Origin of the sequence: Streptomyces sp. NBC_00328 (assembly GCF_036139655.1) — a bacterium.
Classification (GTDB): domain Bacteria; phylum Actinomycetota; class Actinomycetes; order Streptomycetales; family Streptomycetaceae; genus Streptomyces.
In genome coordinates, this window is the sequence record NZ_CP108013.1 from 5,699,832 (window position 1) to 5,723,945 (window position 24,114).

General features: G+C 70.0%; 29 protein-coding genes. 17 read left to right on the forward strand and 12 right to left on the reverse strand.

What is annotated here, in order from left to right; translation table 11 throughout:
- The first annotated feature begins 53 nt into the window (after positions 1 to 53).
- The 11 genes from OG485_RS24995 to OG485_RS25045 all read left to right on the forward strand — a co-directional run bounded on the left by OG485_RS24995 (position 54) and on the right by OG485_RS25045 (position 8,441).
- On the forward strand, positions 54 to 704 hold the full coding sequence (locus OG485_RS24995; protein WP_328670790.1) for a hypothetical protein: 651 nt from the start codon (positions 54 to 56) through the stop codon (positions 702 to 704).
- A 146-nt stretch (positions 705 to 850) separates the two neighbouring features.
- Entirely contained in the window at positions 851 to 1,471 is a 621-nt protein-coding gene (locus tag OG485_RS25000) for a hypothetical protein (protein ID WP_328670791.1), read from the forward strand.
- A 385-nt stretch (positions 1,472 to 1,856) separates the two neighbouring features.
- Positions 1,857 to 2,588: an RcpC/CpaB family pilus assembly protein gene (locus OG485_RS25005; RefSeq protein WP_328670792.1), complete on the forward strand. Its 732-nt coding sequence runs from the start codon at positions 1,857 to 1,859 to the stop codon at positions 2,586 to 2,588.
- A gap of 20 nt (positions 2,589 to 2,608) precedes the next feature.
- The gene (locus tag OG485_RS25010; RefSeq protein WP_328670793.1) at positions 2,609 to 3,469 is read left to right on the forward strand and encodes a hypothetical protein; all 861 of its coding nucleotides are present in this window, start codon (positions 2,609 to 2,611) and stop codon (positions 3,467 to 3,469) included.
- On the forward strand, positions 3,466 to 4,776 hold the full coding sequence (locus tag OG485_RS25015; protein WP_326786190.1) for a CpaF family protein: 1,311 nt from the start codon (positions 3,466 to 3,468) through the stop codon (positions 4,774 to 4,776). The genes OG485_RS25010 and OG485_RS25015 overlap by 4 nt, the downstream gene beginning before the upstream one ends.
- A 122-nt stretch (positions 4,777 to 4,898) precedes the next feature.
- Complete coding sequence (locus OG485_RS25020) at positions 4,899 to 5,828, forward strand: type II secretion system F family protein (RefSeq protein WP_328674618.1); 930 nt, start codon at positions 4,899 to 4,901, stop codon at positions 5,826 to 5,828.
- Positions 5,825 to 6,748, forward strand: a complete 924-nt coding sequence (locus OG485_RS25025) for a type II secretion system F family protein (protein WP_326786189.1) — start codon at positions 5,825 to 5,827, stop codon at positions 6,746 to 6,748. Before OG485_RS25020 ends, OG485_RS25025 begins: the two co-directional genes overlap by 4 nt.
- 63 nt (positions 6,749 to 6,811) lie before the next feature.
- A complete protein-coding gene (locus OG485_RS25030; RefSeq protein ID WP_326786188.1) occupies positions 6,812 to 7,063 on the forward strand; it encodes a hypothetical protein in 252 nt (83 codons plus the stop codon).
- Positions 7,064 to 7,153: 90 nt separating this feature from the next.
- The gene (locus OG485_RS25035; protein WP_442814022.1) at positions 7,154 to 7,534 is read left to right on the forward strand and encodes a TadE family protein; all 381 of its coding nucleotides are present in this window, start codon (positions 7,154 to 7,156) and stop codon (positions 7,532 to 7,534) included.
- The gene (locus OG485_RS25040; protein ID WP_326786186.1) at positions 7,531 to 7,977 is read left to right on the forward strand and encodes a TadE/TadG family type IV pilus assembly protein; all 447 of its coding nucleotides are present in this window, start codon (positions 7,531 to 7,533) and stop codon (positions 7,975 to 7,977) included. The genes OG485_RS25035 and OG485_RS25040 overlap by 4 nt, the downstream gene beginning before the upstream one ends.
- Positions 7,974 to 8,441: a pilus assembly protein TadG-related protein gene (locus tag OG485_RS25045; RefSeq protein WP_328670795.1), complete on the forward strand. Its 468-nt coding sequence runs from the start codon at positions 7,974 to 7,976 to the stop codon at positions 8,439 to 8,441. Before OG485_RS25040 ends, OG485_RS25045 begins: the two co-directional genes overlap by 4 nt.
- Before the next feature lie 72 nt (positions 8,442 to 8,513).
- Here OG485_RS25045 and OG485_RS25050 read toward each other — a convergent pair whose 3' ends face one another.
- The 11 genes from OG485_RS25050 to OG485_RS25100 all read right to left on the reverse strand — a co-directional run bounded on the left by OG485_RS25050 (position 8,514) and on the right by OG485_RS25100 (position 15,176).
- Positions 8,514 to 8,897 (reverse strand): hypothetical protein, encoded by a 384-nt coding sequence (locus OG485_RS25050; protein ID WP_328670796.1) that lies wholly within the window; start codon positions 8,895 to 8,897, stop codon positions 8,514 to 8,516.
- Between the two features lie 44 nt (positions 8,898 to 8,941).
- The gene (locus OG485_RS25055) at positions 8,942 to 9,271 is read right to left on the reverse strand and encodes a hypothetical protein (protein ID WP_328670797.1); all 330 of its coding nucleotides are present in this window, start codon (positions 9,269 to 9,271) and stop codon (positions 8,942 to 8,944) included.
- A gap of 34 nt (positions 9,272 to 9,305) precedes the next feature.
- Complete coding sequence (locus tag OG485_RS25060) at positions 9,306 to 9,950, reverse strand: hypothetical protein (protein ID WP_328670798.1); 645 nt, start codon at positions 9,948 to 9,950, stop codon at positions 9,306 to 9,308.
- A gap of 16 nt (positions 9,951 to 9,966) precedes the next feature.
- Entirely contained in the window at positions 9,967 to 10,428 is a 462-nt protein-coding gene (locus OG485_RS25065) for a DUF4279 domain-containing protein (protein ID WP_328670799.1), read from the reverse strand.
- 8 nt (positions 10,429 to 10,436) lie between these two features.
- Positions 10,437 to 10,859, reverse strand: coding sequence for a DUF4279 domain-containing protein (locus OG485_RS25070; RefSeq protein WP_328670800.1), 423 nt, complete (start codon positions 10,857 to 10,859; stop codon positions 10,437 to 10,439).
- On the reverse strand, positions 10,856 to 11,623 hold the full coding sequence (locus OG485_RS25075; protein WP_328670801.1) for a hypothetical protein: 768 nt from the start codon (positions 11,621 to 11,623) through the stop codon (positions 10,856 to 10,858). Before OG485_RS25075 ends, OG485_RS25070 begins: the two co-directional genes overlap by 4 nt.
- Positions 11,620 to 11,979 (reverse strand): toxin-antitoxin system YwqK family antitoxin, encoded by a 360-nt coding sequence (locus tag OG485_RS25080; RefSeq protein WP_328670802.1) that lies wholly within the window; start codon positions 11,977 to 11,979, stop codon positions 11,620 to 11,622. Before OG485_RS25080 ends, OG485_RS25075 begins: the two co-directional genes overlap by 4 nt.
- Entirely contained in the window at positions 11,979 to 13,739 is a 1,761-nt protein-coding gene (locus OG485_RS25085; protein ID WP_328670803.1) for a YwqJ-related putative deaminase, read from the reverse strand. The genes OG485_RS25080 and OG485_RS25085 overlap by 1 nt, the downstream gene beginning before the upstream one ends.
- 105 nt (positions 13,740 to 13,844) lie before the next feature.
- Entirely contained in the window at positions 13,845 to 14,048 is a 204-nt protein-coding gene (locus OG485_RS25090; RefSeq protein ID WP_328670804.1) for a DUF397 domain-containing protein, read from the reverse strand.
- 64 nt (positions 14,049 to 14,112) lie between these two features.
- The gene (locus OG485_RS25095; protein ID WP_328670805.1) at positions 14,113 to 14,316 is read right to left on the reverse strand and encodes a DUF397 domain-containing protein; all 204 of its coding nucleotides are present in this window, start codon (positions 14,314 to 14,316) and stop codon (positions 14,113 to 14,115) included.
- 8 nt (positions 14,317 to 14,324) lie between these two features.
- Positions 14,325 to 15,176: a helix-turn-helix domain-containing protein gene (locus OG485_RS25100; RefSeq protein ID WP_328670806.1), complete on the reverse strand. Its 852-nt coding sequence runs from the start codon at positions 15,174 to 15,176 to the stop codon at positions 14,325 to 14,327.
- Positions 15,177 to 15,412: 236 nt separating this feature from the next.
- Between OG485_RS25100 and OG485_RS25105 the strand changes: the two genes are divergently transcribed.
- From OG485_RS25105 to OG485_RS25125, 5 genes are all read left to right on the forward strand, one after another.
- A complete protein-coding gene (locus OG485_RS25105; protein WP_328670807.1) occupies positions 15,413 to 15,817 on the forward strand; it encodes an ATP-binding protein in 405 nt (134 codons plus the stop codon).
- Between the two features lie 531 nt (positions 15,818 to 16,348).
- Complete coding sequence (locus OG485_RS25110; RefSeq protein WP_328670808.1) at positions 16,349 to 19,375, forward strand: BTAD domain-containing putative transcriptional regulator; 3,027 nt, start codon at positions 16,349 to 16,351, stop codon at positions 19,373 to 19,375.
- Between the two features lie 145 nt (positions 19,376 to 19,520).
- Complete coding sequence (locus OG485_RS25115) at positions 19,521 to 20,258, forward strand: prepilin peptidase (RefSeq protein ID WP_328449460.1); 738 nt, start codon at positions 19,521 to 19,523, stop codon at positions 20,256 to 20,258.
- A gap of 187 nt (positions 20,259 to 20,445) precedes the next feature.
- Positions 20,446 to 21,645 carry a cyclic dehypoxanthinyl futalosine synthase gene (gene mqnC, locus OG485_RS25120; protein WP_328670809.1) on the forward strand — a complete coding sequence of 400 codons (1,200 nt, stop codon included), beginning with the start codon at positions 20,446 to 20,448 and terminating at the stop codon, positions 21,643 to 21,645.
- Positions 21,646 to 21,652: 7 nt separating this feature from the next.
- Positions 21,653 to 22,252, forward strand: a complete 600-nt coding sequence (locus tag OG485_RS25125; RefSeq protein WP_328670810.1) for a hypothetical protein — start codon at positions 21,653 to 21,655, stop codon at positions 22,250 to 22,252.
- Between the two features lie 20 nt (positions 22,253 to 22,272).
- On the opposite strand, the gene OG485_RS25130 is transcribed toward OG485_RS25125, so the two are convergent.
- On the reverse strand, positions 22,273 to 23,313 hold the full coding sequence (locus tag OG485_RS25130; RefSeq protein WP_443048755.1) for a chitinase: 1,041 nt from the start codon (positions 23,311 to 23,313) through the stop codon (positions 22,273 to 22,275).
- Between the two features lie 378 nt (positions 23,314 to 23,691).
- On the opposite strand from OG485_RS25130, the gene OG485_RS25140 reads away from it, so the two are divergent.
- Positions 23,692 to 24,111: a hypothetical protein gene (locus OG485_RS25140; protein WP_328670813.1), complete on the forward strand. Its 420-nt coding sequence runs from the start codon at positions 23,692 to 23,694 to the stop codon at positions 24,109 to 24,111.
- Positions 24,112 to 24,114: the final 3 nt, after the last annotated feature.

Here is a 24,114-nt window from a genome sequence, read left to right on the forward strand (position 1 = left end):
ACGGACAGGGCCGGTTCGCGCAGAAGGACGACCACGAACCCAAGGGACGCGCCATGGACCGCTACATCGAAACGCTCACCGTCGAGCGCGGCGGATTCCGTATCAAGGTGCCGGAGTCCTGGTGGGAGTTCGACGTGAGGCCGGAGTCGCGGGACGACTCGATCCGGCGGATGGTGAGCGAACGGGTCGAGGGGCGGCCGGAGTTGGCGCCGTATCGCGACACCTACGTCGGCTTTCTGCGCAAAGCCGCCGCCGACGCCTGGAAGTCCGGTGCCCTGTACTGCGGCTGCATGGCCGAGTCCTTCGGCGGTGACACCCCGATCACGGGCTCGGTCACCGTCTCGATCGTCGGCGGCCGCTCGCGGACAGGTGAGCCCCTCTCCACCGACCCGGGGACCATCGCGGGCCAACTCGCCGTGCGGGAGGCGAAGAAGGAGGGTGACGCCTGGCGCAAGGTGACCACCGTCGAGATACCCGGCGTCGGGCCCGCCGCGAGGACGTACGGCGTCGAGGACATCGCCGTCCCCGACGACAGCCTCCAGCGCACGATCCGCGCCGTGCTCATGCAGACGTTCATTCCCGTGCCCGGCCAGGAGGGCAAGGTCGCCCTGGTCGCCGGCAGCAGCCAGGTCCTCGACCTCGCCGACTCCTTCTTCGACATCTTCGACGCCGTCACCTCGACCTTCCGCTTCGCGGACCGGTAGACCCACGGCGACTTCCCTTTCTCACTTCGCGCCCATCCGGTTTCCGTACGGAGCTCCGGCGGGAGCTGCGCGCCATCGGGTGTGAGGTCGAGGGAGAGCTCTCGATCGGCGTACCCTCACCGACCGCAGTCCGGACGGGACCGTAGATGACCGACAGCACCTCAGGCCCCCTCGCCGTCTACCGCCTGCTTCCGAGCATGGGTGAGTTCCGGACACTGCTCCTCGGCGGTTCCCTCAGAAAACTCATCCGCTGGCAGATCACCGCGTCCGCGACGGATCTGCCGTCCTCGTTCAGCGGCTTGTGGGACGGCAACCCCGGCTGGCGCAAGGGCGAGTTCCCGAGCGGCTGTCCGGGCGCTCCGATCCTGAGCCGACGCGTCGCGGACCTGCTCGCCGCGGACCTGTCGGAATCGGGACCCTTCGTGCCGGTCGTCATCGAGGCAGCCGATCAGGCCTTCCCCGCCGACGCCGACGGCTCGGACGACTACGTCCTCCACCTCGTGGAGCAGGTCGTCGACTGCCTGGACGCACGCCGGTCGTCCAAGCCGAAGAAGACCACCGGCGAGATCACCAAGGCCGTCTTCCACGCGGAGACCCTGCCCGTGGGGCTCGCCGCGTTCCGGGTCCCCGAGTTCCGCGGCGGCGTCTACTGGAACGCTTGGGCCGTCGACCGCCTGACCGGACTGCTCGGGGACGACCTCGAGGCCCGCCTGGTCTGGTCGGAGGACCCGGCCGTCAGGCCTCATCCCAGCCCCTGGGGGTTCTGAGTCCGGTCCTGGGTCCGGCCCTTCTTCCCGCCCCTGTCCGTGAGCACCTCGTGCAGGCATCGTGCACGGTCCGTGACGGAAGTCCCGGACCGCGGCGGTGATTCGCTGGCGCACAGGTGACGGACAGGCGGACTGCCGGGCTCAACAGGGAACCGGACGGCTGTCGTTGCGCGTCGATAACGTCGAGTCGGGTGCGCTTCAGGTGGCTTGGAGCTCCTTGAGGGGCTTATGCGCGGCTGATACGGTGCCATGGCTTGACACTCGCTCCAGCGCTGGCTATCCGGCCAGGTCGCACGGTACGTCCCGTAAAGGGACTCGGGGGTGAAGTGTCCTACTTGGCGCGTGAATTGACAGACATTTTCTTGGGTGTACGGGGAGCGGTCGCGTGAGGATCCAAGAGCGTACGGGGGCGGGCAACAACCGTTCCGCCACGTCGGCTCACCCGGTGATGGGCGAGCGTCTCCCCGCCCCGCCTCGCGAGCGCAAACCCGCGCTGGCCGCCCTCGCGGTGCTCCTCGTCCTCGTCGGCGCGCTCGGCGCCACCATGCTGGTGCTGCGTGCCGGTGACCGGGTCGAGGTCGTGAAGGTGACGAGCGACATCCAGGCCGGCGAGTCGGTCGGCGATCACGCGACCTCCGTACTGGTCGCGGACGATCCCTCCATCAACTACGTCCCGTGGGAGCAGGTCGGACAGCTCAAGAAGCTCAAGGCCAAGTCCCCGATCTACAAGGGGACCGTGGTCATCGGCGACATGTTCGCCGCAGGCTCCGCGCTTCCCGACGGCAAGGCCTCCGTGGGCGTCTCCCTCAAGGAGGGCCAGTACCCCGCGGGCATCAAGTCCGGTGACACGGTGGCCGTCTACCGCGTGGGCGACACCGGAACCAGCGGCAGCCGCTCGTCGGGTTCGTCCAACTCCTCCGGTTCCGGCTCGTCGAGCGCGGACGCCGCGCCCATCGTCGAGCAGGCGAAGGTCATTTCGGTCAAGAACGACACGGACAGCACGATCAGCAGCACCAACCTGCCCGTCACCCTGATGGTGGACAACGGCCAGGCGGCCTCCGTCACCGCCGCGGCCTCGGCGGGCCAGGTCGCCCTCGTCATCGTTCCCGGCAACTAGAGGCGAGTGAGTAGACAGACATGGCGCTCATCGTCCTCGCCGCAGACAAGGGTTCCCCCGGAGTCACCACCGCGGCGGTGGCACTCTCCGCGGTCTGGCCCCGCAGGGTCCTGCTCGCCGAGGCCGACCCCGCCGGCGGCGACCTCGTGTACCGGAGCGCGGCGGCCCACGGCGGTCCGCTGAACCCGAACACCGGCCTGCTGTCGATCGCGGCGACCGCCCGGCGCGGCCTCGTCCCCGACCAGCTGTGGGACCACGTCCAGCCGCTGAGCGGCGGACTCGACGTCCTCGTCGGACTCGGGATCGCCGAGCAGGCCGCCGGTCTCGCCGGCCTCTGGCCCACCCTGGGCCGGGCGTTCGCGCAGCTCGCCGACTCCCCGAACGCGCCCGCCGACGTCATCGCCGACTGCGGCCGGATCAGCGGGGACACCCCGGCGGCCGAACTGTTCCCGCACGCCGCCCTGGTGCTTCTGGTCTCCCGCACCGAGCCCGAGGCCATCGCCCGCGTCCGCGACCGTGCCGCCGCCCTCTCCGCCAAGCTGCACGGCGGCCCGCGAGGCGCCGGCGGCCTCGCCACACCGTTCATCGGCGTCGTCCTCGTCGCCGACCCGGGCGACTCCGCCAAGCTCGTCCACCAGGTCAACGACATGCTCGTGGCGGCCCAGACCGGAGCCCGCGTCGTGGGAACCATCGCCGACGACCCGGCGGGCGCCGCCCAGCTGGCCGGCCGCCGGCGCGGCCGCCTCGACAAGTCGCTGCTCATCCGCTCGGCCCGCAAGGTCACCGCGGATCTGTACCAGCAGTACGGCGCCGCGTGGTCCGTACCCGCCGACGGACCCGGTGCCCCGCACGGACAGCCCGCCGCCGGAGCCGGCCGATGACCACCGTCGACCATCAGCTCGTCAAGCGGTTCCGGCAGGACGCCGGTGACCGCATCTCCGAACAGCGCCGCGAGGACCAGGTCCGCGGTGTCACCCCGATGTCCGGCGAGGACGAACGGCACTACGCGCGCGCCGTCATCGCCCAGATACTCGAGGACCACGCCCGCACCGAGATCAACCTCGGCCGGACCCCGCTCGACGCGGAGACCGAGGAGCAGTACGCGGCCGCCGTGCACGCCGCGCTCTTCGGCGTGGGCCGTCTCCAGCCGCTGCTCGACGACCCGGAAGTCGAGAACATCGACATCAACGGGTACGACGAGGTCTTCATCGGCTATGCCGACGGCCGGGAGACGAAGGGGGACCCCGTCGCCGAGACCGACGAGGAACTCATCGAGCTGATCCAGGTCCTCGGCGCGTACTCGGGTCTGTCCTCCCGGCCCTTCGACTCCGCGAACCCGCAGCTCGACCTGCGGCTGCCGGACGGTTCCCGGCTCTCCGCCGTCATGGACGTGACCCGCCGGCCGGCCCTGTCGATCCGCCGCGCGCGCCTCGGCAAGGTCTTCATGTCCGACCTCGTGGGCAACGGCACCCTGACCCCCGAGGTCGCCCACTTCCTCGCCTGCGCCGTCCGGGCCCGCAAGAACATCATGATCGCGGGCGCCACCAACGCCGGCAAGACGACCCTGCTGCGCGCGCTCGCCAACGAGATCCCGCCGTACGAGCGGCTCATCACCGTCGAGCGCGCACTGGAACTCGGCCTCGACACGTTCGCCGAACTGCACCCGAACGTGGTGGCGTTCGAGGAGCGGCTGCCCAACTCCGAGGGCCAGGGCGCCATCACCATGGCCGAACTGGTGCGCCGTTCGCTGCGTATGAACCCCTCTCGGGTCATCGTCGGCGAGGTCCTCGGCGACGAGATCGTCACGATGCTCAACGCGATGTCGCAGGGCAACGACGGCTCGCTCTCCACGATCCACGCGAACAGCTCCAGCGAGGTCTTCAACCGCATCTCCACGTACGCGCTCCAGGCGACCGAGCGGCTGCCCATCGAGGCCAGCCAGATGCTCATCGCGGGCGCCGTGAACTTCGTGGTCTTCGTCCAGCGGCGCAACGACTTCGAGTCCGGGGGCCGCCTCCAGCGCATGGTGACCTCCGTGCGCGAGGTCAACGGCGTCGACGGACGGGTGCTGTCCAGCGAGGTGTTCGCCGAGGCCCCGGACGGCCGGATCGTCCCGCACGCGCCCATCGCCTGCCTCGACGACCTCGTCATGCAGGGCTACCGGCTGCCCGGCAGCGGGAATTGGTGACGACGATGACCCAGGACATGACGACGACGCCGGTCGCGGCCGTGCCGCACCTGACCACGGCCGTGACGCCGGTCAGGCCCTCGGGCACGACGTCGCTCGCCGCCCTCGACTCGCTCGGCTCCATGGGCGGACTGTTCTCCCTGCCCGTCCTGTACGCCCTCGGGTGCGGGATCGCCGTCGGCGGCGGCCTCGCGCTGTTCACCGTCGCCGTGCGGGGACTGCCCGCCAAGCCCGAACACGAGAAGCACAAGGCGAGCGAGCGCGCGGGCGAGCTGATCCGGTTCGCCGGACGGCGCGGTTCGATCGCCGCCATCGCCGGCCTTGTCGTCCTCCTCCTCACCCGCTGGGCCGTCGCCGGTATCGCGGCCGGCATCCTCGTCTTCTTCTGGGACAAGCTCTTCGGCGGCGCCTCCGAGGAACGGGCCGCGATGCGCCGGGTGGAGGCGCTGGCGTCCTGGACCGAGTCGCTGCGCGACACCATCGCGGGCGCGGTCGGCCTGGAACAGGCCATCCCCGCCTCGGCACGCGCCTCCGCCCCCGTACTGCGCCCGCATCTCGACGCGCTGGTGGACCGGCTGCGTTCCCGGACACCGCTGCCCGAGGCCCTCCAGCACCTGGCCGACGAGATCGACGACGCGTCCGCCGACATCATCGTGGCCGCGCTCATCCTCAACGCGCGGCTGCGCGGCCCCGGTCTGCGCCAAGTACTGGGCGCGCTGGCCAAGTCGGCGCGCGAGGAGGTCGACATGCGGCAGCGCGTGATGGCCCAGCGCGCCTCGACCCGCCGCTCCGTGCAGATCGTCGTCGCGGTGTCCATCGCCTTCGTCCTCGGACTGTCGGTCTTCAACCGTGAGTTCGTCGAGCCGTACGGCACCGCGGTCGGCCAGCTCGTCCTCACCTGCGTCTGCGGCCTGTTCGGCCTCGGCTTCTGGTGGCTGCGCAAGCTGTCCACGATCGAGACGCCGGAGCGGTTCCTGGTACGGGACGAGTCGTCCGTGCGGTTCGTGCGGCCCCGTACACCGGTTTCCGGGGATGAGGCGGTACGCCGATGAACCTGACCATGCCGATCCTGATCGGCGCCGTCCTGGGCCTGGGCGTCTACGTCCTCGTCCGCGCGCTGATGCCGTCGAAGCGCAGCGCGGTCGCGCAGGTCGCCCGTATCGACGCGATGCGGGCCCGCGGGGCGGCGTACGAGTCCGCGCACCACGGACAGCAGGAGAGCGGACGTCTCGGCAGCGTGCGCGCCCAGGTCGGCGCCCGCGTCGCCGAGCTCTATCTCCAGCAGGGCTGGGAGCAGCGCTCGCTGCGTGCCGACCTTGCGGTCCTGGACCGGAGCTGGGAGCGGTTCCTGGCGACGAAGGTGCTGCTGGCCGCGGCCGGTGTCTTCTTCGGCCCGTTCCTCTTCGCGGTCGCCTGGACGCTCGGCGTCGGCCGCAGTCCGATCATCCCGGTCTGGCTCGCGCTGCTCTTCGCGATCGTCTTCTTCTTCCTCCCCGATGTGGAGGTACGGCGGGACGCGGTGGCCAAGCGGCGCGATCTGCGCCGGGTGATCGGCGCGTATCTGGACCTGGTGTCGATGAGCCTGGCCGGCGGGCGCGGTCTGCCCGAGGCGCTGATGGCCGCCGCCGAGATCTCCGACGGCTGGGCCACCCAGCGCATCCGCAACGCGCTCGCCGACGCCCGGATCACCGGCATCAGCCAGTGGCAGGCGCTCGGCTCGCTCGGCGAGGAACTCGGCGTCGAGGAGCTGAAGGACCTGTCGGCCTCCCTGGCGCTGGTCGCGGACGACGGTGCCAAGGTGCGGGAGTCGCTCGCCTCGCGTGCCGAGACGATGCGCCACCGCGAACTCTCCGAGATCGAGGGCAGCGCGGGCGAGAAGTCGCAGTCGATGCTCGTCGCCCAACTGCTGCTGTGCGCGGGCTTCCTGGTCTTCCTGATCTTCCCGGCGGCGATGCGTGTGTTCCAGGTCTGATCGTCCGCCGTGCCCGAAGGGCCACCAGCCGGTCACCACTATTCTTCGAGAGGACAACTCACCATGAACGGACGGAACTTCAACACCGGGATCCCGGGGGTGGACTTCCTGATCACCTTCCTCCAGGGCAGGGTGCAGCGTGCCCGCTCCGGCGAACTCGACCGGGGCGCGTCCGCGGTCGAGTGGGTCATCATCTCCGCCGTCGTCGTCGCCATCGTCGGCGTGGTCGCCGCGATCATCAACGAGGCGCTGAGCACCGGTGCCAAGAAGGTCGGCAACTGCATCAAGGGTGCCGACGCCGGCAAGACCTGCTGAGTTCCGGGGATGCGAGTGCGCGAACGTCGAGGGGTACGCCGCTGGGTGCGCCGCAGGCTGGAGGCAGCCTCCGCCCGCGGTGACTCCGGCATGACCGCGATCGAGTTCGTGCTGCTCACTCCGGTGCTCTTCTTCATGATCTTCGCGACGGTGCAGTTCGCGCTGTACTTCTTCGCGGACCATGTCGCCCAGGCGGCGGCCCAGGCGGGCGCCCGTAAGGCCCGCGCCACCGCGGACGCGCAGCCCGGCGGGTGGCGCGGCGAGGCGGGTGACGTCGTCGACAGCTACATCCGCCAGCTCGGCCCGAATCTGGTGCTGTCACCTGACGTGACGATGCTCCAGCCGGAGCCGGACACCGTGGGGGTCGAGATCACGGGGAGGGTCCCCTCGGTCTTCCCGGGCCTGAACCTGACCGTGCACGCGCAGTCGTCGGGGCCGGTGGAGAGATTCGTGAAGGAGGAAGCGCCGTGACGGGACCGAAGGCCCTGCTCGCCGCGCTCCCGGACGGCGTGTCCGGGTACCGGCGCGACCGGGGGCTGTCCACCATCGAGGTGGTCATCCTCGCGCCGGTGATGATCCTCTTCATTCTTGTCCTGGTGGCCTTCGGGCAGCTGGTCGACGGGCGCGGCGCGCTGGACGGCGCGGCCCGGGACGCCGCGCGGGCCGGTTCGATCCAGAAGGACCACGCGACGGCCATGGCCGAGGCGAGGAAGGCGGCCGAGGCCGACCTCGGGGACGTCTGCTCGGGTCCGGTGAACGTGACGCAGACCAGTACGGGCTTCGAGCCGGACACGCTCTTCACCGTCGAGGTGAGCTGCGAGGTGCGGGGTCTCGCGATGATCGGCCTCGACGTGCCCACCACCCTGGAGGCCTCCTTCAGTTCCCCGCTGGACCCGTTCCGGAGGACGGCATGAAGCTGAACTCCGCCGTACGCGGCTGGGCCGCCGGGCGCCGGGAACGGCTCGACGACCGCGGCTCGGGCGCCGGCGCGGTCATCATCTTCGCGCTCGTCTTCCTGTCGCTGTCGGCCTTCGTCATCGACGGCGGCATGTCCATCTCCAAGCGGGAGAGGGCCGCGGACATCGCCGAGCAGGCGGCCCGTTTCGCCGCCCAGGACATCGACCTCGAATCCCTCTACGAGAACGAGAACGGCCCGGCGCCCATCAACTTCGAGAACTGCGGCGCGCGGGTGAAGGCGTTCGCCCGGGAGATGGGCATGTCCGGCGCCGACATCGCGGCCACCCACTGCGTGACCGCGGACGCGGATCAGGTGGAGGTCGAGGTCCAGCTCACCTACTCGCCGGTCTTCACCGGCATGTTCTACGGCGGTGACGTGACCGTCCACGGGCGGGCCGTGGCGGAGAACGAGGTGGGCTGAGACGGGCGGGAGCCGTCCTGGCAGCGCGGCCGGCCGGTCCACCGCTCGGTCCGCTCGGTCCATTCGGTCCGCTCAGTCCACGGCGATCCCGAGGTCCCGCCTCAGGATCTCCAGCAGCCGTGTCTCGGGCACGGCCGGAACCCGGTACCGGGCCTTCCTGACCTGCGTGAGGAAATCCCGGGGCAGGGTGACGTGGTACGTGCCGAGGTAGTACGGCAGATCCTGACGCCACAGCCAGGTCCCGTCCGTGAAGAGCGAACCGACGCCGGACAGGACGGGGGCCTCCGGGTCCAGGACGTCGGGCCCGGCGCTCATCTCGGCCCAGATCCCGGCACCCCGCCCGAGATAGCCGATGACCTCCGCCTCGTCCGGCTCACCGGCGGGATTGACGGACTCCCGCAGAAGCCCGCCCAGGGGGAGCCCCCACCCAGGCCCGAGCTCGGAAAAGAACCCCACGGTCCGGATCACCCCGGCACCTCCGTCACGGTTGGGCCCTCGGGCTACTTCGCCCCGTCCTTCTTCTCCGTCTTCACGCCCTCGGAGACGTTCTTGGCCAGTTCGTCGTCGAGCTTCTTGAACTCGCGGACCACGGCGTCGGACATCTCCGCGAGGGCGTCGAGGGCCTGGCCGATGTCCTCGCGGCCGTCCTCCCAGCCGGATTCGAAGTCGTCCAGGGCGTCGTAGACGGTGTGATCGCCCAGGTCGTCCCGGTACGACTCGAAGAGCTTCTTGGTGTGGTTCAGCCGGGTCTTGATGTCCCGCAGCCGCCCGCCGTAGTCCTCCAGCTCGCTCAGCGGGAGCGCGAGGTCGCTCTTGCCGCCACCACTCATGCCGATTCCCCCTCCTGGAGTCCTGAAGTCCCGGTCAGACGAACCGGAACGTGCCGGTCACCGCGTCGAAAATGTCGTGGAACGCCTCGGCCAGGTCGAGCACCGGGCTGGCTCCGGAGACGAGAACGACCTGGTCGATGGTTCCCGGGACCGGAATGTACGTCTGTGTCAGCACCATACGAAGGGTACGGGTGTCGCCCTGCGCGACCGGTACGTCCTCCACGCCGAACGTCCGGGCGGCAATGCCGACTTGAGGGATGTCGACGGTGGTGACCGTGCGCCAGGCGTCACCGTCACGGCGGGCCGTGACGGTCCGCAGGCTCTCCGCGATCGCGCGCGGGTCGGTCGACAGCGTCACGCCCTGCTTGTTCCTGGCGCCCAGCACCGACACGGTGAGGGTCGCGGTCAGCGGGACGCCGTCGAAGTTCTCGGCCATGCAGCCCATGTACACCGCCCCCGAGTCGTATGCGTCCTTGGCCATCTTGCGCAGCACGGCCGCCAGGTCGCCCCGGTACTCGGCGAGTTCGGGAACCTCACGGATCCGCTCGTCGACGAGGCCGCGGACGGTCGCGTCCCGGCCCTCCGGGCGGATGTCGAACTCCCACCAGGAATCCGGGACGGACAGCGAGAATCCCGAGGACAGGCCGGGGTTCTCCGGGGAGGTGGAGCTTGCGGTCAAGGTCGGACGCCTTCCTTCAGGTAGCCCGGTGCGATCCGTCCGGGGCCGGCAGCCAGTCCAGCAGATCCTCGGACCGGGCGGGGGGATCGGCGTCCGTGGTGAGGGACACAGGCAGGTCGAGCAGGGCAGCGCGCGTCAGCGTGTAAGGGGAGAGGAAGGTCCGGGAACCGCTCCGCACGTGGCCGCTCAGGTCCAACTGCACGGAGTGTCCCCGGCGGCGGATGTCCTGGATCTCTTTGAGAGCGGGAGAGATGAGCGCGACCAGTTCGTCGACGAGCCCGTCGAATCCCTGCTCCGGCGCACCGGTCACCTGGAGTGCCCAGCATCCCTCGCCGGGCCGGAACGGCGCATCGCGCGTCGCCTTCCTGAAGAACGTGGGCGTGATGCCCAACGCGGCCGTGATGTCCTGCGGTTCCAGGTTCCGCCCGGTGATGAGCAGGGCGGCTCGGGGAGTGCCCCATGAAGAGAAGAGTTCCATGTGGATCCTCACCGATCGCTGACGCTGGTGGTGATCGTGACGGGAACGCGGAGGGCGGCCGCCCTCCGGACGGCATCGGGAGCCAGCACCAGCGTGGCTCCGTGCCCGACGAATCCGAAGAGGTCGAGGTGGATGTCGTAGCCCTGGGAGGTTAGCTGGGCCAGTGAGGAGGAGCGGGGCTCGACCAGGGCCATGAGGGTGCGGAGCTGATCGCTCAGCCCTCCCGGCAGTCTGTCGTGCACCTGGAGTGCCCACAGTCCGCCCTGGGGCGGTGACACCCGATCGCGGTGGTCGCTTCCCGGCCTCCGGACCGACGTCGGAGGGAGCGAGATGGTCCGGGTCACGAGATCGGCGTCCAGGTCCTGCTTGCGGACGACCAGCGTCACCGCGGTCTCGGCCCAAGGGCCTTCCTTGTACGTGTACTCGATCACGCGTCCTCTTCGTCGAAGGTGACGGGGGTGTACGTCTTCGCGTGGGCGGCGAGGAAGGTTCGGGCTTCCTCGGGTAGCGGCAGGGGTGCCACGGCTACGTAGTCGATGAGCCTCTTCGGCGCGTAGTAATCGCGGAAACGGTATTGCACGCGGGCCAGTTCATCCGCGTCGGCGTACCGGTGCGCCACCCCGAGGGACTCCAGGAGTTCGGAAAGTCCATACCTGCCGACCTTGTCTCCAAGGTCGACGGGAAGCCGGTATCGGGTCACCTCGGAAGCCGAGACCGGAATCTCGCCCGAGCCGATGGCCCGGAGCTGGGGAAGGCCGAAGCCGAACCACGGACCGGTCTTCTTCACGAGCATCCAGCGATCGGACAGTCGGCTCTGGAAAATGTCGCACTCGTCTCCCGAGAAGACAGGGCGCATGCTCAGGCCCATCCTTGTCAACGGCGGGTGCGACGATTTCAGACCGGGGATCTCTTCGTGCCCGGCCTGAACGAGATGGACGAACTCCGCGTGGAACTGCCCACGTTCGTCTGTTTTCTCAAGGCAGGAGAAGTGGAGATTGCCGTCGAGGAAGGACGGAGAATCGGACCAGGGATCCCGAACCAGGCGGTATCCGATGATCTCTCCGCACCGGCCGTCGATCGGGGGAGCCGGATCACCGCAGATCCGGCAGCTGCTGTGGTCCATGGGCTCCTGGCTGCGTTCAGCTTGGCGGGAGATGACGAGAAGCGGAGGAAGGCAAGCCGCGGTCGGCCTCACACGTCGAAGGTCCGGTCGTCGACGAGTTCGCCGCTCTCCGACCACTTCTTGATCGATCTCACCATTCCGCGCGCGCCGTATTCCTTCTCGAGGGCCAGTTGACCGTTCTGGTGCCAGTCCCGCCAGCGGCCGTACGGAATTCCTCGCCGGCATTGACCTTCTGCCCGGTCCGCTCCATCCGCATACCATTCGCGGATGGGGCCGTCCTCCAAGCCTTCGGTATAGGTGGTCATGGCGACCACCTGTCCCGTCCGGGGATTCTTCTCGATGGTCTCTCCGGTGAACAGCCGGCCCTGATAGGTCAGGGACTGGTCGATTCCCATGTCCAGTTCGGGGTCGTCGACGTCGATGCGCATCAGTAAGTGACTCCAGGTATAAGGACTTCGTCGCTCGGTGGCCAGCCGGGAAACCTGCCTGCGACGCTGTCCACGCCGTCGAGGACATTGTGACAGTTGGCGCAGAAGGGGGCCGGCTTGCCGCCTCCCATGTAGGGAAAGTGGGTGTTCATCGTGATTTCCCGCATCGCGGAAGGACCGTCCGGGAGGCCTGCGGCGGCACGGTCGTGCAGTGCCATGTTCGTGGCCTTCACCTCGGCGTGCCGGAGCGGAACATCCGGGTGGGGATAGTCGAAGGTCAGGGCACCGTCGCGGTCGGGGTAGGGGCCGTTGTTCGCCACGTTGTCGACGCTGTCGCGGATGGTGGGGTGGACGTCGTGGGGATCTATCTCGTTTCCCTTGCGCCCGTTGATCCCCTCGTAGACCTTTCCCGTCCTCCGGTCCACGCCCACTCCGAGGCAGTCGCCGAGGTCCTTCTTCCTGAAGGCGTCGGTTCCTTCCGACACCAGATCCTTATAGCTCTGCGCTCGCATGTCGGTCACGTGTTTGAGGTAGTCGGAGACCGGCTGGCCGTCGATCTTCGATACCAGTCCGTCGCTTCCGCGCGTGATCCGACTTTCGGAGATGGTTTCCAGGAGTTTCGTGCCGTGGCCCGCCGGCGGCAGTTTCGGGGTCTTGAATCCTTGGCGGGCTCTCCATGAATCCCGCAGGGCGATGGACAGCTGCCTGAGGCCCTTGCCGCCGTTACGAATGGTGCTCGCCAGATTCGTAAGTCCCCCGCCGATCCCCTTCATGAAGGCGCCGCCCAGCGCGCGCAAGCCGCCCAGTTTCCAGAGCTTGCCCATCTTGGCGAGGCTCGTGAAGCCCTTGGTGGCGGGGATGCAGTCGAGGACCGCGAAGATCAGATCGCCCCAGCCCGCTTGGCCGTTGAGCATTTTTCTCACGGTGTCCGCGAGCACGATCAGAGCCGCCGCGAAGACCAGCCAGCCCAGCGGGCCGCCCACGATCATCACGATGACGCCGACGATCGTCACGACCCACTTGCACACCGTGACGATCTCGTCCCAGTGGTCGGAGACCCAGTCGACGGGCTCCTCCCACCAGTGGCGGTTGTGGATACCGGCGTCGGACGCCTCGTGGAGCTTCTTCACCGTGCGGCGGGCGGCGTCCTCGCGCAGCCCCTTCGCATGGGCGGCGAGCTTCTTCGCCGCGTCCAGCAGCCCCTGGGCGTCGTCGACGTCCTTCTGCGCGGCGGTCTGCCGCTCCTTGGCGTGCTGGGCGTCACGTGTCGCGCGCCGGACGTCGGCCTCGTCCGGCGGGGGCACGTTCTTGCCGCGGTGCTTGTCCGGGTCGTAGGAGTCGGCCTTCGCGGTGGCCGTGTGCACCCAGTCGTCGGCACCCGAGAGCGCGGTCCTGGCCGTGGACAGGTCCTGGCGGGCCTTGCGGCCGTCGCTCAGCGCCTTGTCCGCCTTCTGCTGGGCGTCGTCCAGGTCCGGCCAGTACGAGGCGAGCGCGTCGCCCGCGATGTCGTAGGACTTCTTGAGCTTCTTGAGCTGGCCGGGGACGTCCTCGAACTCCGACGCGAAGGCGTCCGCCGTCTTGCCCGCCCACTTCAGGACCGCGTCGTCGTTGGCCAGCCCCTTGACGTCCCGCAGGATGTCCGCGACGTCGTCGGCGAAGTCGTGCAGTGAGCCCGCGAGTCTGCGCACCCGCTGCGGGTCGCCCGGCGTCGGGTCGCGGTCCAGGTCGAGTATGTGCCAGTCCGTCGGCCTGTTCGACACGCGTTCCCCCGTAACACCCGCAACCTCTGCATCAGAACGTACGTGTGAACGTATCGCGCTGATCATTGCGAGTGGAACGCCGAACGGGGCTTCGTCGAAGGGTTGTTACGCGCGCGGCGCGGCGACCGTTCCGGTGCGTATGGCCTGGAGGAGGTGGCCGACGGGGGCGGGCGTGGTGGTGAGGACGGTGCCGGGGGCGTCGGATTCACGGAGGTGGAGCGCTACGGGGCTGGAGGCGAGCTCGACGCAGGAGTCGCCGTCACCCGGCCCCGAGTAGGACGACTTCTGCCAGTTGTCAGGGGTGCTCATGGGTACCTCTCACAGCTCCTTCGCCAACCTGTGGATGAAGTCGCGGGACCGTGGCCGGCAGGGGTTACCGCCGGGGCGCGGCGACCGTTCCGGTGCGTATGGCCTGGAGGAGGTGGCCGACGGGGGCGGGCGTGGTGGTGAGGACGGTGCCGGGGGCGTCGGATTCACGGAGGTGGAGCGCTACGGGGGAGGAGGCGAGCTCGACGCACGCATTTCCGTCTCCGCCGCCGGAGAACGAGGATTTCTGCCACCTGCTCGGGCTTGTCATGGGTCTCCTCACAGTTCCTTGGTCAGCCTGTGGATGAAGTCACGCGATCGTGCCGGATCGAGCGACACCCCTTCTACCCTACGGAAGAGCGTTCGAAAGCTGCCGAGTTGAGCCTCGGAGTCGACGAAGGCCGATCCGTACGGTGCGTCCCGCACAACGGTGTCCAACTGGGGGACCGCGCCGCCCGCGTAGACCATGGCGCTTCCGGCATCGGTGAAACGGTCCAGGTCGAAGGGAATGACGCGCACGGTCACATGGCGGACTTCGGACAGTTCGAGGATCCGCTTCAACTGGGCTCGCGACGTCGCGCGATCTCCGACCCTGATGCGCAGAGCCGCTTCGTGCACCACTGCCTCGTAGGGAACGGATCTGGTGCCTTCGATGATGCCGCGCCGCCTCATGCGGTGTTCGACGCGCAAGGCCATTTCACTGCGGGGGAGTTCAGGCACTCGGTGGGAGAACACGCCGTGGGCGTAGTCCTCTGTCTGGAGCAGGCCCGGGACATGCAGGAATTCCACGTCACGGCGATACGTGGTGTGGTGTTCCAGCTCGGAGAGATCCAGAAACGACGTGGGCAGCGAACCCCGGTACTCCTCCCACCATCCGCGCGTGCGGTCCGTCGCCCATGCCGCCAGCGCGTCGATCAGTTCGATGTCCACGCAGGCGTAGTGAGAGGCCATGCGGCGCACGCGCTCCTCGCTCACCCCCGCGACGCCGGCCTCGATCTGGCTCATCTGGGCAGAGTTCACTCCGAGCAGGGCCGCGGCCTCGGTTGCCTTGAGGCCTGCGGCTTCCCGGAGTTTGCGCAGCTCGGCACCCAGTCGCGCCTGTCGTGCGGTGGGATTTCGTCGTGTGGCCATGCGCTCAGCTCCTGGTTCAACTCGTGTGCCTAGGTGCCTCGTTCGAGTGTCAGGCTAGGTGAACCTGTTGCCTAGTCGCAAATTTATGACCTACTGTCCGTGATGCGACGCACACGCTGCGATACCCCGGGGACCCCGGAAGCGCACCACTCCGTCCTGCCGTGACGGCTGTGGCACTGCCACCGCCCGGAATCGCCGGTCCGATCAGCTCCTCCTGCCGCGAACGGAGTTCACGCATGCCTGAATCCGAGCCCTGGAACTACACCCTGCACATCCCGCAGGACGACCGGGCGGTGACCGTCTGCCGTCGTACCGTCCGCCTGATCCTGACCCTGCATGGCCTGATCCGCCTCGTGGACGTCGCCGAGCTGATGGCGGCGGAGCTGGTCTCCAACGCCGTACGGCATACGAAGGGGCCCGCTGCCCTGCGGCTGCACTGGCGGGACGGGGTGCTGCGGATCGGCGCGTGGGACGCGAGCCCGGTGCCGCCGCCGTACGACGTGGAGGTGGCCTCCGTCGAGGAGGAGGCGGGCCGGGGTCTCTTCCTGGTCCGGGCGTGCGCCGACGACTGGGGCTGGCATCCGCTGCGGCAGGGCGGCGACATCGGCAAGTACGTGTGGTGCGATCTGGCGGCGGCGTAAGCGCGAGACCGGCTCCCTGGACCCTCGCGCAACACGTGGGCGTGGACCCCGGCCCGAACCGGGGGCGCGTCTCGGCGGGGCGGCGGGACCGGCGCGATGCTCTGATAATATTGATCTCGAGCTGGTCGGTGGAAGCCGCACAGACCGGCCACGCGTTGGTGGTCCAAGGAAAGACGCCCCGCTTCCTGCGGGGAAATGCAGGTGCAAGGCCTGCCCAGCGCTCCATGAAGACCCTGTCCCGAATCCTCGGGGCAGGGTCTTTTTTCGTCCTGCACGCACCGGCACCGGCGCACCGGTGTCAGGGCCCACCCCGGAGCGTCCCGCAGATGCTGTGAAGGGTGTGAGGGTCCGACGGGGGTGGCGGGTCCCGGGCTGCGGCGGCAACTCGGTTGTCCCGGGTGGTTGGTGATGAAACGGGCGGGTGGTCGTCAATGCCGTCTGCCCGGCCTTCGACACCCTCCCTAGACTCTCAGTAGGCTCGGGTCACCCCCCGAACTCACGCCCTCATCAGACGACCCCAGGACACCCGCCATGGCGCGACGCACCAACTCCAGTTCGACGGGCGGCTCGCCGGGTCCGAGGAATCGGACGCCGCAGCCCCTGCCCCGGCGTCGTCGGACGTTCGGGGACTTCGTGAAGGCGTTCGGGGCGTTCGTCGCCCTGCTGGTGCTGCTCGTCGGCGTGCCCGGCGCGCTTGTCGTCGAAGTGGGATGGCCACTGCCGCACGGAGCACCCTCGCTGGACTGGCTCCAGCAGGAGATCACCGTCGGCACGTTCATCCACGTGCTGACGGTCCTCGTGTGGTTCGCGTGGGCGCAGTTCACCGCCTGCGTGCTCGTCGAGATGAAGGCCGCGCTGTCGGGCGTCGGGCTGCCGAACCGCGTACCGGGCGCCGGGGCGAGCCAGTTGCTGGCCCGTCAGCTCGTCGCGGCACTGCTGCTCGTCGGCGCCGCCGCCGCGAGCTTCACGCCGGGCCTCTCGCAGCTCGGCCAGAGCGTGGAAGGCAACCAGCACGGCTCCGTCGCCGCCGCCCAGCAGACCCCGGGCGGGCTGTTCGGGCAGCAGCAGGAGCGGGCCGCCGCCGAAGCGGCCGCGGCCGTCGCCGAACAGGCCGCCGACGCCGCGTCCCAAGCGGACAGCGGCGCTTCCGTCCAGCACGGCGACACGAAGTACTACCGGATCCAGCCGCCCGAGGGCCGTCACCACGACTCGCTCTGGGAGATCGCGCAGCGCCACCTCGGTGACGGGCGCCGGTACAAGGAGATCTACCAGCTCAACAAGGACCGTACGCAGCCCGACGGGTCCAAACTGTCCGAGGCCAGCCTCATCCGGCCCGGCTGGATCATGGAGATGCCCGGCGACGCCCACGGCGGCGAGCTCGTCGAGATGCCCGACGCCGAGCCCGGGATCCCGGAGCAGGCCCAGCGCCCGATCCAGCAGCAGATCCACGACTACGCGAAGACCGGCGATCACCAGCAGGCCGGCGGCCGGCAGGAGAGCGGCGACCGGAGCGGCCAGGGCGACCGGGACACCGCGCACTTCCGCGTGCCCCAGCAGCGGGCCGGCGGCGACCATGGCCAGGAGCGTGAGCGCGCCGCCTCCGACGAGGCCGCCGCGGACTCGCGCGACGGACGGAGCTCGCAGCCGGCCGCCGCGGAGAGCGGGCCTGCCTTCGGGCTGCCCGAGGCCCTCGTCGGCGCGCCCCTGCTCGCCGCGGGCCTCCTCGGCGCCCTCGGCCGGCGCCGCCGGCAGGCCCTGTGGCAGTCGGCGCTCGGTGCCGTCCGCGGACACCGGGGCATGGAGCCGCCGGTTCCCACCGGATCCGCCCAGGACGCCCAGGACGCGCTGCTCGTCGGCGCCGACCCCGAAGGCGTACGTCTCCTCGATCTGTCCCTGCGCGGACTCGCGGCCGCTCTCGCCGCCGAGTCCCGCCCGTTGCCGACCGTCTACGCGGCCTGGCTCGGCGGCAACGGCGATCTGCACCTCCAGCTCGCCCAGCCGGCCGGAAAGCCGCCCGCGCCGTGGCAGCTCGGCCAGGACCAGACGTTCTGGATGCTGGCACGCGCCGACGCCGAGCGGTACGAGGAGACCGACACCGCCGCCCCGTACCCCGGCCTCGTCAGCCTCGGCACCATGGACGACTCGCGGCTCCTGCTCAACCTGGAGGCCGTGCCCGGCATCGTCTCCCTGAGCGGAAGCGCGGCCGACCGCGCGGCCGTCTTCGCCTCCGTCGCCGCCGAACTGGCCACCAACGGCTGGTCGGACCGCATGACGATCACGCTCGTCGGCTTCGGCGAGGACCTGACCCCGCTCGCGCCCAACCGGCTGCGCCACCTCGACGACATCGAGGCGCTCGTCGAGACCATGGAGGCCGAGACCCGGCAGCGGCGTGGGGCGCTGGGTGCCGCCGGACACGACTCCGTGCTCACCGGCCGTACCGGGCCCGCCCAGCACACCCGTTGGGCCCCGCACCTCGTCCTCCTCGCCGCCGAGCCGTCCCCCGCCGACGCCCTCAGGCTCGCCGAACTGGCCGCCGACGCCGGACGGTTGGGCATCGGCTATCTCGTCGGCACCGAGAGCGGCGAACTGCCGGGCGCGGCCTGGGAGATGGAGATCACCCGCGAGGGCAAGCTGCTCGCTCCGCTCCTCGGACTCGAACTCGACGCGCAGATGCTGCCGGTGGCCCAGCAGCGCGCGGTCGTGGAACTCTTCGTCGAGGCGGACCCGGAGGGCGGACCCGACGGGCCGGCCGGTTCCCCGCCGTTCCTCGTCGACATCAGCGAACAGGGGCGGCCCGCCGTGTACGCGCGGCTCGTGGGCCCGTACGAGATCATCGGCCTGGAGACGCCCGAGGGCGATCGCAGCCCGCTGCTGCACGAGGCGCTGGCGCTGCTCCTGCTGCACCGCGAAGGCGTGCACCCGCGCGTGCTGTCCTCCGCGCTGTGGCCGCGCGGTGTCACCGAGGACGTGCGGGACGCGCTCGTCGAGCGGTTGCGCGGCTGGCTCGGCACCGACCCCGACGGCACCCCCCGCCTCGGCGCCGACGCGACCGGGCGGCTCACGCTCGCCAAGTCCGTCGTCTCCGACCTGGACGTGCTGCGCTCCCTCTACCACGAGGCGACACAGGGCAAGGGCGTCGACAGCCGTGTGGTGCGCGGGCGGTTGCTCACCGACGCGCTCGTCCTCGTCCGCGGTCCGCTGCTCGCCGACCGCCCCGAGGGGCGTTACGGCTGGCTCACCCACGAGATCATCGACGCCCAACTGCCGCTGCTCGTGGCGGACATCGGCCTCGCGCTCTCCGCGTTCCATCTGGAGAAGGACCGGGCGGAGAAGGCGATCGAGGCGCTGAACGCGTCGATGAACTCGGCGCCGGCGGACGAACGGCTGTGGAACGAACTGCTGCGCGCGACGCACGCGACAGGGGACGAGGACAAGGTGAAGCGGCTCGCCGCGGACCTGGTGGCCCGCAGCGGGGCGCGGGGGCTGCCGCCCCGCACGGAGGCGCTGCTCGACGAACTGCTGCCGGCCTGGCGGAGCGGCGCGGCCGCGGTGAGCTGACCCCACCGACCCGGCCGCCGGGTCCGTACCGAGGCAGGCCGCCGACGGTACGGGTTCCGCGGCTGTCGTGGGTGCCGTGGTTGCCGGGGCTTTCGGGGCTGTCGCACCGGAGTCATCTTGGAGTCACTCTTCCTGGGGGGAACGCGTGGATCTCGACCTCTGGCTCGTCGCCGTCGCCGCACTCTGGGGCGCGGCGGCGGGGCTCCTGGTGCCCCGGCCCGCGTACCGCTTCGCCGTCGACCCCGACGAACCGTGGCGGGACCGCTGTCCCGAAGGGCAGCCGATCACCGGGGCCGCGCGCGGATGGCTGGGTCTCGCCCGTTCGCCGGGCGGAACCCGTTACGGCCCCGGCGTCCTCCTCGTCGCGCCGGTCACCGCCCTGCTCTGCGCCGGGCTCGCCGCCGCGACCGGTACGCGCCCGGAGCTGGGCGTCTGGCTGCTGCTCACGCCGCTCGGCGTCCTGCTCGCCGTGGTGGACTTCCGGGTGCAGCGGCTGCCGGACGCGCTGACCCTGCCGCTCGCGGCGGCGGCGCTCGTGCTGCTCGGGGCGGCCGCAGCGCTGCCCGAGCACGCGGGGGACTGGCCGACCGCGCTGTTCGGGGCGCTCGCGCTCGGGGGCGGGTACTTCGTGCTCTTCCTCGTCAACCCGAACGGCATGGGCTTCGGCGACGTGAAACTCGCCCTCGGTCTCGGCGCGGTGCTCGGCTGGTACGGGTGGAGCGTGGTCGTCCTCGGGACCTTCGCCGGGTTCCTGTTCGGCGCGCTGTACGGGACGGCGCTGGTGATCGCGCGGCGCGCGGGGCGCAAGACCTCGATCCCGTTCGGCCCCTTCCTGATCGCGGGGGCGTACGTGGGGCTGCTGATCGGGGCTTACGCGGCCTGACGCCGGCCGGGGCGGTCGGTTCGCGCGGCCGAAGCCGCGCGGCCGAACGGCCCCGGCGTGCCGGGCCGGTCGAGTGGGCCCGACCTCGGTCGGCACGTCGGGCCGGCGGGCCTGACGTCGGCCGCTGCGGTGGGCTGGCGTAGGGTGGTCGGGTCTGTCCACAACCCTTACGAAAGGGACGCTCCCGGTGACCGAGAAGGCCGACCTTCAGTCCGTGCTGGACCGTGCCGCCGCGGGTGGGCGGATCACTCCGGAAGAGGCGCTCGTCCTCTACCGCGACGCCCCGCTGCACGCGCTCGGCGCGGCCGCCGACGCCGTACGCCGCCGCAGGTACGCGGGTACCGAGCACATCGCGACGTACATCATCGAGCGCAACATCAACTACACGAACGTGTGCGTCACGGCGTGCAAGTTCTGCGCGTTCTACGCGGCCCCCAAGGACACCGCCAAGGGCTGGACGCGCGACCTCGACGACATCCTGCGCCGCTGTGCCGAGACCGTCGAACTGGGCGGCACCCAGATCATGTTCCAGGGCGGGCACCACCCGGACTACGGCGTCGAGTACTACGAGAAGCACTTCGCCGCGATCAAGGGCGCGTACCCCGAGCTGGTCATCCACTCCCTCGGCGCGTCCGAGGTCGAGCACATGGCCCGTATCTCCAAGGTGGGCGTCGAGGAGGCCATCCAGCGTATTCACGCGGCCGGTCTCGACTCGTTCGCCGGCGCCGGAGCCGAACTGCTTCCCGCGCGCCCGCGCAAGGCGATCGCCCCGCTCAAGGAGAGCGGCGAGCGGTGGCTGGAGATCATGGAGATCGCGCACGGCCTGGGCGTCGAGTCGACGTCCACCATGCTGATGGGCACCGGCGAGACCAACGCCGAGCGCATCGAGCACCTGCGGATGATCCGCGACGTACAGGACCGGACGGGTGGCTTCCGCGCCTTCATCCCGTACACCTACCAGCCCGAGAACAACCACCTGAAGGGCCGCACGCAGGCGACGCTCTTCGAGTACCTGCGGATCATCGCGATCGCCCGCCTGTTCCTCGACAACGTGGCCCACATCCAGGGCTCCTGGCTGACCACCGGCAAGGAGGTCGGCCAGCTCTCCCTGCACTACGGCGCGGACGACCTCGGCTCGATCATGCTGGAGGAGAACGTCGTCTCCTCCGCCGGCGCCAAGCACCGCTCCAACCGCATGGAGATCATCGACCTGATCCGCAAGGCGGACCGTGTCCCCGCCCAGCGGACCACGACGTACGAGCACATCGTCGTCCACGACGACCCGGCGAACGACCCGGTCGACGAGCGCGTCATGTCCCACATCTCCTCGACAGCGATCGAGGGCGGCACCGCGCACCCCGAGCTGAAGCTGCTGGCCTCCAACTAGCCGCGCCGTGCTGACACTTCACGTAGCCGAGCAGTCGGCCGGGACCTCGGTCCTGGTCGACGGGGCAATGGTCGCCGCCGTCGGCCCGTACGAGGAACTGGCCGCCGGCCGTCCGGACGCGAAGGTGCGGCGCTGGCCCGGCATCCTGACGCCGGGGCTGCTCAACCCGTACGGCCCGGAGCTCCTGGAAGGCATGTACCACCCGGACCCGCGCGAGGCCGAGGGCTTCGGCACCGAGCCCATCGGCGGGGAGCGGGCCAAGCGGATCTTCCGCGCCGATCCCGCACGCGTCGGTGCGAGCGCGCGACGCGGGATCCAGCGGTTGCTGGCGCACGGCACGGTGGCGGTGGCCGGGGAACTGAGGTCGCGAGCCGTGGCCGACGCGGTGCGCAGGGTGGGTCTCGCGGTGGGGCGGCGGCCGGAACGGCTCGCGGGGCCGGCGTCGCTGTCCCCGACCCCGCTGATCATGCTGCCGGGGCTCGTGCCGGGCGGTCCCGCCCGGTTCGCCGTGTTCGACGTGGCGGACCGCGCCGAACTGGTCCGGCTCGGTGCGGGAACCTGCGTGGCGACCGTGATCGGCGGGCGGCTGGTGTACCGGAGCCGCTGATCACGGCACGTGCCGCCGGCTCAGCCCGCGAACGCCTTCGCGAACGCCCCCGCACTCTGGTTCACGCCGCTGCAGTCGGTCGCCGCGTCGCCCGCCGTGGCGCTGCCCTCCTCGCACTGCCGGTCCCGGAACGTCGACCACATCGACACCCAGGCCACCCCCTTCTTCTCGGCGAACTCCCGTACCTGTGCAGCGTCCGAGAGTCCGAACGTCTCGTTGTCCACGTCGTTGACGCCGATCATCGAGGTGAGCGCGAGCCCCTGCCAGGCGTCGGCGGCCGACAGTCCGAACACCTTCTGCAGCTGCTCGTGGGCCGCCTCGGCGGACGTGATCGCGTAGTCACCCATGTCGTCGGCGTACGAACTGCCGTAGTTCATGGTCATGATGTTGACCGTGGAGACGTCCACCGAGTGGTCGTTGGCGGACTCCAGGAGGGCCAGGCCCTCGGCGTCGAGGCCCGACGGCATCACGGGCAGGGTGAAGGACACCGTCAGCCCGGGACGCTTCTTCTGGAGCAGCGCGATGGCCTCGGAGCGCAGCGCGACCGAGTCGGAGTCGGTCAACTGGGCGCCCTCGACGTCGAAGTCCGCCTGGGTGGAGCCGGCCGCGTCCAGCGCCGCCCCGTAAGCGGCGGCGAGGCCGCTCGCGTTGTCGCACGTCGACGCCAACTCCTTGCCCGAGGCACCTCCGAACGACACCCGCACCCGTGCGCCGGACTTCTTCAGCGCCGAGACCCGGGACTTCACGGCCGTGTCGCCGATCGCGTACATGCCGTCCCACTCCGGTGTGCAGGCGCCGCCGTCCGAGATCACGAAGGCCAGGTTGTACGTGGTCGGCGACCCCGCAGCGTCGGTGTCGGCGGCGGTCGTGGCGCTCACGTACGGGGCGTACGAGGTGGCCGACGACTTCGTCGTGCCCGGGTCCGGTGACGCCGCCGCGGCCGTCGTCCGGCCGGTTCCCGCGGACGCCGGGTCTGAGGCGTCGCCGCCCGAGGAGCACCCCGCACAGGCCAGGGCCACCACGCAGACGACCCCTGCGGCCGGCCTCAGGAAACTCCGCATTCCGCACGCACCCACTCTCGTGATCTCTCGTGATCTCTCGTGATCTCTTGGCGTCTCTTGGGATCTCTCGCGACACCTTGTGTCGCCTTGTGATGTCTGTCTCAGGACAGAAACAAACGGTTGTTCCTCGACTGGAAATGTGTCACATCCGGAACGGAATGCGGAATGAGGATCGCGGAGGGGTATCGTGGGCGAATATGCCGACAAAGGGGGTGATTCGGTCCTCAGAAGGGTGCATATCTCCCATATTCATCGGGCCTGGGCTGCGCGGGCATTTCTCGATTCTCACAGAGAAAATACAGGTTGGGACCCCTCTCATGGTTCGTTCATACGGAACTCGGAGTTTCTGACACATAAACGCGTCCTACGGTCTGTGGAATGCAATCCGAGTCCGCCGTCGAAAACCGTGTCCAGGTGCGTGGCCGCCGCCGCAAACGCGGCAGTGGGGCCGAGGCCGGCCCCGTGTTCGTTGACAACTCCGGGCGCCGTGCCCGCCTGCTGAGCAGAGTCGGGATGCTCGTCTGCGTCGGCTGCCTCGGCTACGCCGTCGTGCTCGGCATGGCCTTCATGGGCTGGGGCACCTCGCTGACGCCTTCCTCGCTCCTCCCCTTCGACGGCGGCCGGGCCGGCTCCGCCCCCGACGGGGGCTACAACGGGCCGCGCGCCGGCACCGCCCCGAGCGGCGCGCCGGACGGAGTGCCCACCGGCACCCCGCCGTCGGGTCCGCCCGCCGGGTCCACGCCCTCCTCCGCCTCCACGACAACCGCCGGGGCCTCCGCCTCCACCGGCTCCGAGTGACGG

What these genes read in the sequence shown, in the direction of transcription:
- OG485_RS24995 (WP_328670790.1), top strand. Translation starts at nt 54, where the DNA reads ATGGACCGCTACATCGAAACGCTCACCGTCGAGCGCGGCGGATTCCGT.
- OG485_RS25000 (WP_328670791.1), top strand. Translation starts at nt 851, where the DNA reads ATGACCGACAGCACCTCAGGCCCCCTCGCCGTCTACCGCCTGCTTCCG.
- OG485_RS25010 (WP_328670793.1), top strand. Translation starts at nt 2,609, where the DNA reads ATGGCGCTCATCGTCCTCGCCGCAGACAAGGGTTCCCCCGGAGTCACC.
- OG485_RS25015 (WP_326786190.1), top strand. Translation starts at nt 3,466, where the DNA reads ATGACCACCGTCGACCATCAGCTCGTCAAGCGGTTCCGGCAGGACGCC.
- OG485_RS25020 (WP_328674618.1), top strand. Translation starts at nt 4,899, where the DNA reads ATGGGCGGACTGTTCTCCCTGCCCGTCCTGTACGCCCTCGGGTGCGGG.
- OG485_RS25025 (WP_326786189.1), top strand. Translation starts at nt 5,825, where the DNA reads ATGAACCTGACCATGCCGATCCTGATCGGCGCCGTCCTGGGCCTGGGC.
- OG485_RS25030 (WP_326786188.1), top strand. Translation starts at nt 6,812, where the DNA reads ATGAACGGACGGAACTTCAACACCGGGATCCCGGGGGTGGACTTCCTG.
- OG485_RS25035 (WP_442814022.1), top strand. Translation starts at nt 7,154, where the DNA reads ATGACCGCGATCGAGTTCGTGCTGCTCACTCCGGTGCTCTTCTTCATG.
- OG485_RS25045 (WP_328670795.1), top strand. Translation starts at nt 7,974, where the DNA reads ATGAAGCTGAACTCCGCCGTACGCGGCTGGGCCGCCGGGCGCCGGGAA.
- OG485_RS25055 (WP_328670797.1), bottom strand. Translation starts at nt 9,271, where the DNA reads ATGAGTGGTGGCGGCAAGAGCGACCTCGCGCTCCCGCTGAGCGAGCTG.
- OG485_RS25065 (WP_328670799.1), bottom strand. Translation starts at nt 10,428, where the DNA reads ATGGAACTCTTCTCTTCATGGGGCACTCCCCGAGCCGCCCTGCTCATC.
- OG485_RS25080 (WP_328670802.1), bottom strand. Translation starts at nt 11,979, where the DNA reads ATGCGCATCGACGTCGACGACCCCGAACTGGACATGGGAATCGACCAG.
- OG485_RS25090 (WP_328670804.1), bottom strand. Translation starts at nt 14,048, where the DNA reads ATGAGCACCCCTGACAACTGGCAGAAGTCGTCCTACTCGGGGCCGGGT.
- OG485_RS25095 (WP_328670805.1), bottom strand. Translation starts at nt 14,316, where the DNA reads ATGACAAGCCCGAGCAGGTGGCAGAAATCCTCGTTCTCCGGCGGCGGA.
- OG485_RS25100 (WP_328670806.1), bottom strand. Translation starts at nt 15,176, where the DNA reads ATGGCCACACGACGAAATCCCACCGCACGACAGGCGCGACTGGGTGCC.
- OG485_RS25105 (WP_328670807.1), top strand. Translation starts at nt 15,413, where the DNA reads ATGCCTGAATCCGAGCCCTGGAACTACACCCTGCACATCCCGCAGGAC.
- OG485_RS25110 (WP_328670808.1), top strand. Translation starts at nt 16,349, where the DNA reads ATGGCGCGACGCACCAACTCCAGTTCGACGGGCGGCTCGCCGGGTCCG.
- OG485_RS25130 (WP_443048755.1), bottom strand. Translation starts at nt 23,313, where the DNA reads ATGCGGAGTTTCCTGAGGCCGGCCGCAGGGGTCGTCTGCGTGGTGGCC.
- OG485_RS25140 (WP_328670813.1), top strand. Translation starts at nt 23,692, where the DNA reads ATGCAATCCGAGTCCGCCGTCGAAAACCGTGTCCAGGTGCGTGGCCGC.